Raw genomic sequence first — 13749 nt, forward strand, 5'->3', positions numbered from 1 at the left:
GGTTGGGGGTGGGCTTCGGTGCTTACTCTGCCCCGAAGCTGATTTCGGCGTGGGTGCGCAGGCGCTCGACGAGGGTTTCCCCGAGGATGGCGCCGGGGGTCCCGATCATGCCGGGCGCCCTGGATGACAGCAGGGCGATGCCAGTTTCGGCGATCATGCGGCTGGTGGAGCCATAGCCCGGATCGTAGCGGCCCTTGACGCCATAGCGGATGGTCTGGCCGTCGGGCATCTCGCCCAGGAACAGCACGTCGTAAAAGCCGGTCTCGCGCTCTTCCTTCGAGGGGCCTTCACCCGGCTGGGGATCGTCGGGACGGCCGATCATCGGCGTTTTCGCCATGTGCTCGGCAATCGCCTTGCCCTGATCGCCGGGGCCGGTGAGCACCATTTCGTCATAAACGAAATCGGTGCCCCAGACGTGGCCGAGCAGGGCGTTGGTGCGGTGGACGTTCTTGGTGTTGATCGCCGCCATGATGAACGGCGTTTCCCATGAATCCAGCGTATCGTCGTGCTGGACCTTGTCGCCCGCAGGCTGGGCCGGGCCTTCGAATCCGGGGGTGAGGCAGAAGCTGCTCTGCATCAGCGGGATCAGCGAGGGGTCCTTGGCCAGCGCGGCGAGCGTGGCCTTGAGGCTGGCGGCGGTCCCTCCCGAAGCGCCGCCCTTCATGCCGCGCACGCGCCCTTTCACGCGCGGAGCAGGGCGGCCGAACCGGGCCACCGCTTCCTTCTGCAGCATCAGTACGCCGAGATCGAACGGGATTGAATCAAAGCCCGAGGAGAAGCAGATGCGCGCGCCGGTGCGCTGGGCCTCTTCGCCATACTTGTCGATCATCTGGCGCATCCACACGGGTTCGCCGCACAAATCGGCGTAGTCCGTGCCGGCCGCGATGCAGGCGGCGAGCAGCGGTTCGCCATAAAGCTGATAGGGGCCGACCGTGGTGACGATGACTTTCGCTTGGGCTGCCATGGCCTTGAGGCTGGCCGGATCGGCAGCGTCGGCGACGATCAGCGGCGTGTTCTTGGGCGCCTCGATCAGGGCGCGAACCTCTGCCAACTTTGCCGCCGAGCGTCCAGCCATGGCCCAGCGCGGGCCTTCCTGCCCGTAATGGCGTGCAAGATATTCTGCTACCAGCCGCCCGGTGAACCCCGTCGCCCCGTAGACGACGATGTCATAGGGCCTCTCCGACTTCTCCATCAGCCTCTCCGCCTGTTGTGCTTATGGCGGTCAGCTTGGCGAGTTCGGTGACGATTGCAACCGGATTTAAGCGCCGGGTTAAGGGGTGCTTACAACCTGGGCAGGGTGACGCCGCGCTGGCCCATGTATTTGCCGGCGCGGTCGGCATAGCTGACTTCGCACGGTTCGTTGCCCTGCAGGAACAGGAACTGGCATGCACCTTCGTTGGCATAGATCTTGGCGGGCAGGGGGGTGGTGTTCGAGAACTCCAGCGTGACGTGGCCTTCCCAACCGGGTTCAAGCGGGGTGACGTTCACGATGATGCCGCAACGTGCATAAGTGCTCTTGCCAAGGCAGATCACCAGCACGTCGCGCGGCACGCGGAAGTATTCGACCGTGCGGGCCAGCGCGAAGGAATTGGGCGGGATCACGCAGACGTCGGTCTCGCGGTCGACCAGGCTGGCGCCGTCGAAGTTCTTGGGGTCGACCACGGCAGAATCGACATTGGTGAAGATCTTGAACTCGGGCGCGACGCGGGCATCGTAGCCGTAGGACGAAAGGCCGTAGCTGATGCAGCCATCACGGCGCTGGTTCTCGACGAACGGCTCGATCATGCCTTCGTTGAGCGCCTTGTCGCGGATCCACTTGTCGGAAAGAATGGCCAACTGGCTCTCCCATGTGAAGCTTGTGCGGGAATGCCCACCCCCGGCCTCTCCCGCTTTCGGGAGGGGGGAATGGCCCGAAATGTCTAAGCCAGATTGGCGGGGCCGAAGGCGTTGGGCAAGAGCACCGACAGGCGCATTTCCACGGTTTCCTGCGCGCCGACGCAGATCACCAGCGGATCGGTGCCGCCCAGCGCGGCCAGTTCGTTCAATATCTGGCGGCAGCGGCCACATGGGCTGATCGCGGCATCGATTGCGCCGCCCATGCCGCCAAGCACGGCCACGGCAAGCAGGCCACCGCGCCGTCCGGCGTGCGAGGCAATCGAGGCGGCGACCGTCTCGGCGCAGAGCGAGAGGCCGTAACTGGCATTCTCGAAATTCGCGCCGGTGACGATCGCGCCATCATCGAACAGCAGCGCCGCACCGACGTGGAAGCCGGAGTACGGAGCATAGGCGCTGTCCATCGCGCGCCGGGCGGCGGCGATCAGGTCTTCGCGGGACTCGGCCAGAACGTCGCTCACACCGGCATCCTCATTGTTGCACCACCACCCAATGCACCGACCTTGTGCTGGCATCCAGACGCAAGCGGTCGCTCGCCGTCCACATCACCCACGGCCGGCCGGCATAGGTCGGCGCGAGAAAATCCTGCGCAACCCAGATGTTACGGTCAATCCGCGCGGCGAGGTGGTACTCCTTCTCGAGACCGCGCGAGACCATCAGGATCACCGGTTTTTCGGCGTGCTTTTCCACCTGGTTGAGGAAGGTGGTCAGCTCGCTCTGCATCTGCGCTTCGCCGGGGACCTGCGGGCAGGTGCGCGAATCGATGTCGAGCCGGATGGCGGGCGGCAGCAGGTCCTTGTCACGCGGGACGATGGTGACGAAGTTCGCCGCCTGGGCATCGGCCGGAGCGCACAGATCGTAGACGTGGACTGCGCCGACCTGAATGCCCCGCTGCCGCGCGGCGATCACGCCATCGGCAAAGGCGGCGTCGCGGGTCGAAGTGCCTTCGCTTGCGGTCAGGTAGGCGAAATCGGCCCCTGCGGCGCGCAGCAGGCGCCAGTCGATCGGACCGTCATCGTCGCTCAGCCAGACGCCTTGCACCGCATAGTCGCGCCTGTCCGGCATCCATGTGCGGGCCTTCCACCACGCAAGGCCGCCGGCGACCAGGGCCACCAGCAGCAGGACGCCAAGAATGCGCCTTCGTGCCGCACCGGGGCGGCGAGTATTCCGTTTTTTCGGCATATGGAGAGTTGCGCGCGCCCCGAGTCTCAGATCAGCCCCTGATATGCAGCACGCAGATCAGGGTAAAGAGCCGACGGGCCGTGGGGAAATCCGTATCGATCTTGCCTTCGAGCCGTTCGAGCAGGGTGTCGGCAGCATCGTTGTGAATGCCGCGCCGGGCCATGTCGATCGTCTCGATCTCTGACGCCGTAGCCTTGCGAATCGCCTGATAGTAGCTGTCGCAGATCGCGAAATATTCGCGGATCGGGCGGCGGAAACGGCCCAGGCCGAGGATGATCGTCTCGAGCGGGGTGCCATCATTGTCGGCGATGGCGAGGACCAGCCGCCCGTCATCGACCGAAAGCTTGAGCCGATAGGGCCCGGTGTGCCCGGCTTCAAACGCGCGCAGCGGCTTGAAGGTGTTTTCCTCGATCAGATCGAAGATCGCGATGCGCCGCTCCTGCTCGATATCGGCGTTGCGCCAGATGATCGTCGCTTCGTCCAGCTCGATATGCGAGATGCGCGGGTCGGCCATAGGGGTCACCTGTGTTGCAGACGCGTTGGGCTCGGGCAAGGGTTTTGACCCGGTGCTCCCCGCTATCCACAGGGTCCGTCCATTGCCGGATCGGGCCGGTTCGGGCACTATGGGCAAATGTCCGCCAGCGAAGCCATCCTCACCCGCGAACCTTCGGAAATCCGCGCGCTCCCCTCCAACGTCGAGGCGGAAGCGGCCTTTCTGGGGGCGGTGCTGATCGATAATCGCATCCTGGAGGAACTGCAGACCCCGCTGAAATCCGAGCATTTCTTTGCCGCCGTCCATGGCCGGGTGTTCGAGCGCATCCAGGCGCTGATCGATCGCAAGGCGGTGGTCACCCCAGTGACATTGAAGCCCTATTTCGAGAGCGACGAGGGGCTGAAGGAACTCGGCGGCGTTGCCTATCTGGCGCGGCTGACCTCGGACGGGCAGGGCCTGCTCAATCCGCGCGAACTGGCCGAGCAGATCTATGATCTCGCCCTGCTGCGGGAGCTGATCTCGGTCGGGCGCAACCTTGTCGAAGGCGCGCTCGATACAAGCGATTCGGTCGCCCCGCTGGAGCAGGTGGAGAAAGCCGAAGCCGCACTCTATGCTGTGGCAGAAGGTGCGCAGACCGGGAGCGAGGCGCAGAGCTTTGCGCAGGCGACGCGCGCATCGCTGGAGATGATCGAGAAGGCGCTGCTTTCGGGCGGCCATATCTCGGGCAAGACCACGGGCCTGACCTCGGTCAACGAGAAGATCGGCGGCCTGCACGATTCCGACCTCATCATCCTTGCCGGACGCCCCGGCATGGGCAAGACCTCGCTCGTCACCAACATCGCATTCAACGCGGCCGACCGGCTGCGCCGCGACATGGCCGATGGCATTGCGCTCAAGGATTCGGTTGGGGCAGGGGTCGCCTTCTTCAGCCTCGAAATGAGCGCCGACCAGCTCGCCACGCGTATCCTGGCCGAACAGTCAGGCATCAGTTCCGAAGCGCTGCGCATGGGCCGAATCAGCCGCGAGGACTTCCAGCAGCTGTCGTTCGCCAGCCAGCGTCTGGCCGAACTGCCCCTCTATATCGACGATACCCCGGCGCTGACGATCGGCTCGCTTCGCGCGCGTGCCCGCCGTCTGAAGCGCCGCCACGATATCGGGCTGATCATCGTCGACTACCTGCAGCTGCTGCAGGGATCGGGCCGCAGCGACAACCGCGTGAACGAAATCTCGGAAATCTCGCGCGGTTTGAAAACGCTGGCCAAGGAACTCTCGGTTCCGGTAATCGCGCTTTCGCAGCTCAGCCGTGCGGTGGAACAGCGCGACGACAAGCGCCCGATGCTGTCGGACCTGCGCGAATCCGGCTCGATCGAGCAGGACGCCGACATGGTCTGGTTCGTGTTCCGCGAGGACTATTACGTCGCCGCCAAGGAGCCGAAGCAGCCGCAGGGCAATGATGACGCCAAGGTGCAGGAAGCTCACGCCGCCTGGCAGGCGGAAATGGAGCGCGTCTATGGCCTGGCAGAACTGATCGTGGCCAAGCAGCGCCACGGCTCCACCGGCAAGGTCCGCCTGCGCTTCGAATCACGCATCACCCGCTTCAGCGACCTTGCGCCGGATGACCTGCGCGCCGCTTACGCGAGTGACGACGAGTAGACCCGTTACGGCGCCTGATGCATCAGCGCCCGGGCATCAAGGATCGGCTGTGGCGAGATGGTAATTCCGCCAGACCATGGCCGATCGAGATCGAGAATCAGCACCATTGCCAGCGACAGCAGCAGGAATAGCGCATGACTGGCAGCGAGATGCCGCCGATCCTGCCAGCGCCCTAGCACATAGCCCACCATGCCGGCAGCCATGAGCGCATAAAGGCTGACCATGTCGAGCACCCGCCCGGGAATGCGCGCCTCTCGCTCCGCCTTGCGGCTGGACGCGGCATCGAACATCTCATTGGTCGCGCCGACCAGCGAGGCAGCCATCGGCGGGTCGAGCCGGGCAAGGGCGGGGCCAAGTGCTTTCCAGACCGTGCCCTGTGCGACGGCGGATCGTGCCTCGACGGCGCTGCGGTCAGTCGCGTCGTGCAAGCTCGCCCGGATATCGCCGTAACTGCGCATCGCCGTGCGCAGACCATCGCCCTCGGGCCCCGGAACGAGCGTTGCCCGCAGCCAGGCAGTGCCGATGGCATTGCCTTCCGCCACCACCATCTCTCGCCGGGAATCGTAGCGGGAGAGCGAAAGCGAGAAGGTGAAGCCGATGAGCAGGCCAAGCAGGGCGAGCACCGCCGAAAGCAGGTAGCCATCGCCGCTTTCACCACGATCGACCTCGCCCCGCAGACGCCCGAGCCGCATGCCGAGGTGACAGAGGAGGGCCATCAACAGGAAGAAGGCAACGCCCAGCACCTGTCTCTTATACACATCTCCGAGCCCACGAGACCGTACTAGGAGCGGGGCTCCCGCCATGACATCCTCCAGCATCGCCATCTGCATCCCTCCCATGCCGAGGCGCAATGATGGACGATTCGACGCGACGCCGGAAGTGGTCCATGCGAATCCTTGACTTTTCCACACCTCCGGCCTAGCTGCCGTCCTTTCCGTATCCTTTGATTGATTGGAGTGCCTGATGGCGCGCGTTACCGTCGAAGATTGCGTCGACAAGGTCCCCAACCGTTTCGATCTCGTCCTGCTGGCTGCCGAGCGCGCACGCGCGATTTCGGGCGGCGCCGAACTCACCGTCGATCGTGACCGCGACAAGAACCCGGTCGTCGCCCTGCGCGAGATCGCCGAAGAGACCGTGCGTCCCGCCGTGCTCAAGGAAAACGTGATCCAGTCGCTGCAGCGCGTGCTGCCCGATGACGACGATGAAGTCGATGAAATCGGCTCGCTGTCGCAGTCGGCCGAAGCGCTGCGCATCACCGCCGCGGCACCGGTGCGCAACACCTCGCTGGGTGCTGACTACGACGGCTGATTTGAGTTTCAGATCAATGACTTAAAAAAAGCCCGCAGGTTCGCGCTGCGGGCTTTTTTCATGTGTTTTCCAGTCTTTCAGCCATCAGCTGCCAGACTTTGTTGATCGCCTTCAACGGGCGGACCATCACCTTGAAATCGGCGATGCGTCCTTCGAGGTCGAAGCGGATCAGGTCGATGCCATTGACCTTGATCCCGTCCATCTCGCATTCGAACTCGAGGCAGGCTTCGGCCCCATCCACGAGCTCGCGCACGTAGCGGAAGGTGCCGTTGCCGAAGACCTCGCCGGCAGCGGTGAGGTACATCAGCACCTTTTCGCGGCCCTCCTGCGGCGTGTGGACAACGGGGGAGTGGAACACGGCATCGTCGGCGACAAGTTCGTCGAGCAGCGCAATGTCGCCGCTGACCATATATCGGTGCCAGGCTGCAAGGCCGAGTTTCATGTGCTTCTCCCGTTGTTCTGTTTCTGGTTAGGGCAGGGGCGTTGCATCGGCATTGATCCGGCGCAACGCTGGCGCCTCAGCCGAGATGCTGCGCGAAGAAATCGCGGGTGCGGCGATCGGCGAGGGCCGCGCCGTCTTCGTCACGGCGGCTGCCCATCTCGGCAGCAAAGCCGTGGTCCAGCCCTTCGTAATCGTGCAGCGTGACCCGGGGATGCGGATCGAGCGCATCATGGATCGCCTTCTGCGCATCCGGACCAACGAAATGGTCAGCAGTCGGGATGTGCAGCATGAGCGGGTTGGCAATGGCGTGTGCTTCGTTCAGCATCTGGTCGATCATCACGCCGTAGTAGCCAACCGAGGCGTCGATATCGGTGCGCGCCGCCGCCATGTAGGCCATACGCCCACCCAAGCAGAAGCCGACGAGGCCGACCTTGTCGATGCCTTCGTAGCCGCGCAGGAAGCGGATCGCCGCTTCGATGTCCTTCACGCCCGCATCCGGATCGTACTGGCCGAAATAGCCGAGGGCTTCCTGGAACTGCTCGGGCACGTCGGCATCGAGCTCTACGCCGGGTGCAAAGCGCCAGAAGATGTCAGGCGCCAGCGCCATGTAGCCCAGATCGGCCCAGGCCTCGCACTTGTGGCGGATGCCGGGATTCACGCCGAAGATCTCGGGGATGACGATGATGGCGGCGCGGATGGGGCCATCGGGCGTTGCCAGATAGCCCGGAATTTCGCCTTCGCCATCGAGCGCTGCAAACGTGATCTTTTCACCCATTGTCGTTCATCCTGCGATTCAAAGGAGTTGGTCGGATACCATGTTGGCCCCCGCGGTGGACTTTGCCAAGCGTGCATGACAATCTCTGCCGAACAGCGGATGCCGAAAGGGCGCACATGAAAGTCACCGTCGAAGTCGATTGCACGCCCGAAGAAGCCCGCCGGTTCCTCGGCTTGCCCGATGTCTCGAAAGCGAATGACGTCTATGTCGAGAGCGTCGCCAAGGCGATGCAGGGGGCGGGCAGCCTCGACCAGTTGCAGAGCTTCGCCAAGCAGGTCGCGCCGATGGGCGAGATCGGGCTGAAGCTCTTCCAGAACTTCATGGAGCAGGGCGGACTTGGCGCCATGAGCGGAAGTTCGAAGAAGCCGAAGGACTGACGTTTCACGTGGAACAGTGTAGGGCGGAGCGGTGACCGACACCATCTTCGCCCTCTCCTCCGGCCCGCCGCCCGCGGGCATCGCTGTCGTTCGGATCAGTGGTCCGCGAGCCGGCCCTGCCCTGAGCGCACTCACAGGCAAGCTACCCGCGCCGCGCCGCGCAGCTTTGGCAACTCTCGCCGATCCCGCAGACGGTACCCACCTCGACCGCACAATGGTGCTCTGGCTGCCCGGCCCCGGAACGGCCACCGGTGAGGACAGTGCCGAACTCCATCTCCATGGCGGCCGGGCTGTCGTGGCTGCCGTCGAAGCAGCGCTCGAGCGCCTGCCGGGCTTGCGCAGGGCGCAGGCGGGCGAGTTCACCCGCCGTGCCTTTGCCAATGGCCGGATCGATCTGGCGGAGGCAGAGGGCCTTGCCGATCTGCTTTCTGCCGAGACCGAACTGCAGCGACGCGTCGCACTGGCCATGGCCGAAGGCGCGCTTTCGCGTGACGTTGAAGGCTGGCGCGCGGAACTCCTGGGCATTTCGGCAAAGCTGGAAGCGGCGCTGGACTTTTCGGACGAAGACGATGTCGCGGAAGGGGAGTGTGCGCTACCGACAGGGTTTGCCGGTGACTGCCTTGCACTGGCAGGAAAGATCGCCGCGTGGCTCGATCGGCCCCGCGCAGAGCCGCTGAAGGAGGGCTTCCGCGTCGTACTTGCCGGACCTCCCAACGCAGGCAAGTCAACCCTGTTCAATGCACTGGTAGAGCAGGAGGCTGCGATCACGGCGGCCGAGCCCGGCACCACCCGTGATGTGCTGACGTTCGCGGCGTCGCTCGATGGCGTGCCGTTCACCTTTGTCGATACCGCCGGCCTGCGCGATGAAGGCGCGGGCGAGATCGAACGGATCGGCATCGCAAGAGCGAGGGCGGCCGCAGAGAAGGCCGACCTGATCCTGTGGCTGGGTCCAGAAGGAAAGGGACCAGAAGGACGGACCCTGTGGGAAGTTTCTGCGCGGGCGGACGATCCGGCCGCTGCCAGGAAGTCAGGGGACGCGCTGATCGTCTCTGCACGGACAGGTGAGGGAATGATGGCGCTTCGCGCAGCACTGGTCGCTCATGCACAGGGCGCGCTGCCTGCGCCGGGAGACGCAGCGCTCAATCAACGACAGCATGACCGGTTGAGCGAGGTGGCGGCATCGCTTCGATTTGCGGCAGTGGAGCGCGATGGTCTGCTGGCCGCCGAGAACCTTCGCCTCGCGCGGCGGGCGCTGGATGCACTCGTTGGCCGGACCGGCACCGAGGAGATGCTTGATGCGCTGTTCGGGCGGTTCTGCATCGGCAAGTAGTGTTTCACGTGAAACAGTGCACCTGATGCTTTGACGCGAATCCACAAGTCGCGTATCGCGCCACTCATGCAGCAATTCGACATCATCGTGGTCGGCGGCGGACATGCCGGCGTCGAGGCGGCCGCCGTTGCGGCGCGAATGGGTGCACGCACCGCTCTGGTCTCGTTCGATCCTGCAACGGTTGGCGCAATGAGCTGCAACCCGGCGATTGGCGGCCTAGGCAAGGGCCACCTGGTTCGCGAGGTCGATGCCTTTGACGGCCTTATCGCGCGCGCAGCCGACGCGGGCGCCATCCACTACCGCATGCTGAACAGGTCGAAGGGCAGCGCGGTGCAGGGACCGCGGGTTCAGGCGGACCGCAAGCGCTTCAAAGCGGCAATCCAGATGATGATCGCCGCACAGCCGAACCTGACGCTTGTCGGGGGCGAGGCTGCGGCGCTCCATCTCGAAAACGGGCGAGTTGCCGGCATCGACCTGGCCGACGGCTCGCGACTGCAGGGCAGGGCGGTCGTCCTGTGCACCGGCACGTTCCTGGGCGGGCGCCTGTTCCGCGGCGAGGAGCGCATGGACGGCGGCCGGATCGGGGAAAGTTCGGCGCATCGCCTCGCTCAGCAGTTGCGGGCAGCCGACCTGCCGATGGCGCGCCTGAAGACCGGGACGCCGCCACGTATCGACGGTCGGACCATCGATTGGGCACGCCTGCCTGAGCAGCCGAGCGATGCCGACCCGTGGACGATGTCGCCGCTGACCAAGGCCCGTCCGCTGCCGCAGGTGTTCTGCGCCATCGCCCGGACCAACGAACGGACGCACGACATCATCCGGGCAGGGCTGGATCGGTCTCCGCTCTTCACCGGTGCCATCGGCGCACAGGGTCCGCGCTATTGCCCGTCGATCGAGGACAAGATCCATCGCTTCGGCGACCGTGACGGGCATCAGGTCTTCCTGGAACCAGAAGGGCTGGACGACCCGACCGTCTATCCCAATGGAGTCTCCACCTCGCTGCCGACGGATGTGCAGGTGGCGATGATCCGTTCGATGGAAGGGCTGGAGCAGGCCGAGATCACCGTGCCCGGCTACGCTGTCGAGTACGACCACATCGATCCGCGCGCGCTGCGCCGGAGCCTTGAGGTCAAGGCGATTCCAGGCCTCTACTGCGCCGGCCAGATCAACGGCACGACCGGGTACGAGGAAGCCGCGGCGCAGGGGCTCGTCGCCGGAATGCATGCCGCCGCGGCGGTGCTGGCACGTGAAGCTCCGGAGCTCGATCGCGCCAACAGCTACATGGCAGTGATGGTCGATGACCTGACCCTGCACGGCGTGAGCGAGCCCTACCGGATGCTGACGGCACGGGCCGAGTATCGTCTCCGCCTGCGGGCCAACAATGCGAGTTCGCGGCTGACGCCGATCGGCCTGGCGGTCGGGTGCATCGCTGATGAGCGAGCCCAGTGGTTCGAAGCGCGACAGGCGATGCGGGGACGGCTGGAAGAAGCACTGGCGCAGACAGCAACGCCTACCGAGCTCGGCCGCGTCGGCATGACGGTTGGCGCGGATGGAGCGCGACGCTCACTGACAGAATGGCTGCGCTTTCCGGAAGTGACGCTCGAAACCTTGCGGCCTTGGATAGGCGATGAGACCTTCGATCCACTCCTTGCCGAGGAGATTGAGGAAGACGCAGCTTACGCGCCGTACCTCGCACGGCAGGAGGCTGAGCTGCGGGACCTGCGTGCGTCGGAACATGTCCCCTTGGGCGAGGGCTTCCCCTTTGCTGAAGTGCCCGGCCTGTCGCGCGAGATGGTCGAGCGACTGGAGAAGGCTCAGCCTGACACCCTTGCTGCTGCCGGTCGCATTGCCGGAATCACCCCGGCAGCGCTCGCCAGTCTGCTGGTTCACGCGCGGCGGAGGATTCTGGCATGACGATCGCAACCGAAGCTGAAGCGCAGGCATGGTTGCGCGATGGGCTGGAGGTAGACGCTGCCACCATGGAGCGATTGGCCCATCTGGTGTCGCTGCTGCTGGAAGAGAACGAGCGGCAGAACCTCGTGGCGAGAGGAACGTTGCCGCACGTGTGGGTGCGCCATATCGTTGATTCCGCCCAATTGCTGCATGTTTCACGTGAAACACTTCCAGCGGGGGAGTGGCTCGATCTTGGCACCGGAGCAGGGTTTCCGGGCCTCGCAATCGCGGCGCTGCAACCTCAACGGCCGGTGACACTGGTAGATTCGCGTCGCCTGCGCACCGAGTGGCTTCAGCGCGCGGCAGATGTGCTGGGGCTAGGCAATGTCCGCGTTGTCCTGTCGCGGGTTGAAGACCTGCCGTCAGGTCCGCATGCGGTCATTTCTGCTCGGGCATTTGCGCCTCTGGACAAGCTGGTCACACTTTCCGCACGCTTTTCCACACCGGACACGGTCTGGCTGTTGCCGAAAGGGGCAGGGGCAGCGCAAGAATTGCAGATGCTCCCCGAATCATGGAATCACATGTTCCACGTGGAACAATCCCTGACGGATGCGAACGCTGGTGTGATCTGCGGCCGACTTCTCGGCGGCAGTCCACCGCGCCCCTCGAACGCCAAGGGCAAACGCAAATGATCACGATCGCGGTCGCAAACCAGAAGGGCGGGGTGGGCAAGACCACCACGGCGATCAACATCGCCACCGCACTCGCGGCAACGGGGTGGAAGACGCTGCTGGTCGATCTCGATCCGCAGGGCAACTGCTCGACGGGCATCGGTATCGCGGCGGGTGAACGTGAGCGATCTTCCTATGACTTGCTGATCGATCAGGCTTCGGTCGCCGATTGCCTGATGGCGACACGCATCCCGGGCCTGGATATCGTACCTGCGACGGTCGATCTGTCCGGCGCGGAAGTGGAGCTGGTCAGTGTCGAGGACCGCACCCATCGCCTGCGCAAGGTGCTCAATGGCGATACCGGGCATGACATCTGCCTGATCGATTGCCCGCCGTCGCTCGGGTTGCTGACGCTCAATGCCCTTACCGCGGCGGACACGATCCTGGTGCCGCTGCAATGCGAGTTCTTCGCGCTCGAAGGGTTGAGTCAATTGTTGCAGACGGTGGAGCGGGTGCAGGAGCGGTTCAATCCGGACCTGGGCATCCTTGGCATCGTGCTGACCATGTATGACCGGCGCAACCGCCTGACCGACCAGGTCGCCGATGACGTGCGTTCGTGCCTGCGCGATCTGGTGTTCGAGAGCGTGATTCCGCGCAACGTGCGCTTGTCGGAAGCGCCGAGCCACGGGTTGCCGGCGCTGATCTATGACCATGCCTGCCCCGGATCGCAGGCCTACATGAAACTGGCGCGCGAACTAATCGGTCGCCTGCCCGAGAGGAGACAAGCGGCATGAGCGGCGAAGACGCAGTGAAAGCACCGGCACGCCGGACCGGGCTTGGCCGTGGCCTTGGCGCACTGATGGGTGAAGTGCGGCGCGAGGAGCCGATCGCGCGCATCTCGGTTTCGCCCGCGGATGTCGCCGAGAGCCGGGACGGCGGGCTGGCGCTGCTGACAGTAGCGTCGATCGAGCCGCATCCGGAACAGCCGCGCCGGCATTTTGATGAAGACGCGCTTGAAGAGCTGGCGCAGTCGATCGCGGCACGCGGCGTGATCCAGCCGGTGGTCGTGCGGCCATTGCCGGGCGGACGCTATCAGCTTGTGGCTGGTGAGCGGCGCTGGCGTGCGGCGCAGAAGGCGCAGGTTCACGAGATTCCAGCGATCGTGCGCAAGCTGGATGATCGCGATGTTGCCGCGCTGGCGCTGATCGAGAACCTGCAGCGCGAGGATCTCAACCCGGTCGAAGAAGCTCGGGCCTATCAGCGCCTGGCCGACAGCGAGGGCCTGACGCAGAACGATATCGCCAAGTTCGTGGACAAGTCACGCAGCCACGTCGCCAACATGATGCGCCTGCTCGGGCTGCCCGATGAAGTGCTCGACATGGTGGTGCGCAGCGAACTGTCGATGGGCCATGCCCGCGCGCTGATCAACGCACCCGATCCGATCGGGCTGGCACGCGAAGTGGTGGCCAAGGACCTTTCGGTTCGCGATGTCGAGAAGCTGGCGCGCAAGGCGTCGCGGCCCGAAGGCCAGCGTCGCCAGGCTCGCGCGGGCAAGGATCCGGTGGGCGCGGCGGATCTGGCAGCGATCCAGCAGCACCTCGAGGACTTCCTCGGGCTCAAGGTCACGATCCAGCCGGACTCCGATCCGACGACCGGCGCGGTGACGATTCGCTACAAGAACCTCGACCAGCTGGACCTGATCTGCCAGCGCCTGACGGGCGGTGAGTTCTAA

The 13749-nt window shown here is 64.8% G+C and carries 16 protein-coding genes; 8 read left to right on the forward strand and 8 right to left on the reverse strand.

The genetic code is table 11. The annotated features are described in order from the left end of the window. Positions 1-22 precede the first annotated feature (22 nt). The 5 genes from AX703_RS04755 to AX703_RS04775 all read right to left on the reverse strand — a co-directional run bounded on the left by AX703_RS04755 (position 23) and on the right by AX703_RS04775 (position 3589). Positions 23-1192: a trans-acting enoyl reductase family protein gene (locus AX703_RS04755; RefSeq protein WP_062343008.1), complete on the reverse strand. Its 1170-nt coding sequence runs from the start codon at positions 1190-1192 to the stop codon at positions 23-25. An 89-nt stretch (positions 1193-1281) separates the two neighbouring features. Beyond that, a complete protein-coding gene (gene dcd / locus AX703_RS04760; protein WP_039333155.1) occupies positions 1282-1836 on the reverse strand; it encodes a dCTP deaminase in 555 nt (184 codons plus the stop codon). An 83-nt stretch (positions 1837-1919) separates the two neighbouring features. After that, a complete protein-coding gene (locus AX703_RS04765; protein ID WP_231735383.1) occupies positions 1920-2354 on the reverse strand; it encodes a cytidine deaminase in 435 nt (144 codons plus the stop codon). Between the two features lie 10 nt (positions 2355-2364). Beyond that, positions 2365-3075 (reverse strand): glycoside hydrolase family 25 protein, encoded by a 711-nt coding sequence (locus AX703_RS04770; RefSeq protein ID WP_062343010.1) that lies wholly within the window; start codon positions 3073-3075, stop codon positions 2365-2367. Positions 3076-3106: 31 nt separating this feature from the next. Next, positions 3107-3589: a UPF0262 family protein gene (locus AX703_RS04775; protein ID WP_039333161.1), complete on the reverse strand. Its 483-nt coding sequence runs from the start codon at positions 3587-3589 to the stop codon at positions 3107-3109. Positions 3590-3706: 117 nt separating this feature from the next. On the opposite strand from AX703_RS04775, the gene AX703_RS04780 reads away from it, so the two are divergent. Continuing rightward, positions 3707-5221 (forward strand): replicative DNA helicase, encoded by a 1515-nt coding sequence (locus AX703_RS04780; protein ID WP_039333163.1) that lies wholly within the window; start codon positions 3707-3709, stop codon positions 5219-5221. Between the two features lie 5 nt (positions 5222-5226). Here the strand turns inward: AX703_RS04780 and AX703_RS04785 are convergent, their stop codons facing one another. Further along, on the reverse strand, positions 5227-5937 hold the full coding sequence (locus AX703_RS04785; protein WP_197423619.1) for a hypothetical protein: 711 nt from the start codon (positions 5935-5937) through the stop codon (positions 5227-5229). A gap of 247 nt (positions 5938-6184) precedes the next feature. Here AX703_RS04785 and rpoZ point away from each other — a divergent pair, with 247 nt between their 5' ends. Further along, positions 6185-6529 (forward strand): DNA-directed RNA polymerase subunit omega, encoded by a 345-nt coding sequence (gene rpoZ, locus AX703_RS04790; protein WP_039333165.1) that lies wholly within the window; start codon positions 6185-6187, stop codon positions 6527-6529. A 58-nt stretch (positions 6530-6587) separates the two neighbouring features. Here the strand turns inward: rpoZ and AX703_RS04795 are convergent, their stop codons facing one another. Next, positions 6588-6971: a nuclear transport factor 2 family protein gene (locus AX703_RS04795; protein WP_039333167.1), complete on the reverse strand. Its 384-nt coding sequence runs from the start codon at positions 6969-6971 to the stop codon at positions 6588-6590. A 76-nt stretch (positions 6972-7047) separates the two neighbouring features. Next, on the reverse strand, positions 7048-7746 hold the full coding sequence (locus AX703_RS04800) for a dienelactone hydrolase family protein (protein ID WP_062343014.1): 699 nt from the start codon (positions 7744-7746) through the stop codon (positions 7048-7050). A gap of 116 nt (positions 7747-7862) precedes the next feature. On the opposite strand from AX703_RS04800, the gene AX703_RS04805 reads away from it, so the two are divergent. The 6 genes from AX703_RS04805 to AX703_RS04830 all read left to right on the forward strand — a co-directional run bounded on the left by AX703_RS04805 (position 7863) and on the right by AX703_RS04830 (position 13749). Next, complete coding sequence (locus AX703_RS04805; protein WP_039333172.1) at positions 7863-8123, forward strand: DUF6489 family protein; 261 nt, start codon at positions 7863-7865, stop codon at positions 8121-8123. A gap of 31 nt (positions 8124-8154) precedes the next feature. Next, the gene (gene mnmE / locus AX703_RS04810) at positions 8155-9453 is read left to right on the forward strand and encodes a tRNA uridine-5-carboxymethylaminomethyl(34) synthesis GTPase MnmE (protein WP_062343016.1); all 1299 of its coding nucleotides are present in this window, start codon (positions 8155-8157) and stop codon (positions 9451-9453) included. 66 nt (positions 9454-9519) lie between these two features. Continuing rightward, positions 9520-11367, forward strand: coding sequence for a tRNA uridine-5-carboxymethylaminomethyl(34) synthesis enzyme MnmG (gene mnmG, locus AX703_RS04815; RefSeq protein WP_062343018.1), 1848 nt, complete (start codon positions 9520-9522; stop codon positions 11365-11367). Then, positions 11364-12038 (forward strand): 16S rRNA (guanine(527)-N(7))-methyltransferase RsmG, encoded by a 675-nt coding sequence (gene rsmG, locus AX703_RS04820; protein ID WP_039333179.1) that lies wholly within the window; start codon positions 11364-11366, stop codon positions 12036-12038. Before mnmG ends, rsmG begins: the two co-directional genes overlap by 4 nt. After that, positions 12035-12811, forward strand: coding sequence for a ParA family protein (locus AX703_RS04825; RefSeq protein ID WP_039333181.1), 777 nt, complete (start codon positions 12035-12037; stop codon positions 12809-12811). The genes rsmG and AX703_RS04825 overlap by 4 nt, the downstream gene beginning before the upstream one ends. Continuing rightward, a complete protein-coding gene (locus AX703_RS04830) occupies positions 12808-13749 on the forward strand; it encodes a ParB/RepB/Spo0J family partition protein (RefSeq protein ID WP_039333183.1) in 942 nt (313 codons plus the stop codon). The genes AX703_RS04825 and AX703_RS04830 overlap by 4 nt, the downstream gene beginning before the upstream one ends.

It is taken from the genome of Novosphingobium sp. CCH12-A3 (assembly GCF_001556015.1).
Taxonomy (GTDB): domain Bacteria; phylum Pseudomonadota; class Alphaproteobacteria; order Sphingomonadales; family Sphingomonadaceae; genus Novosphingobium; species Novosphingobium subterraneum.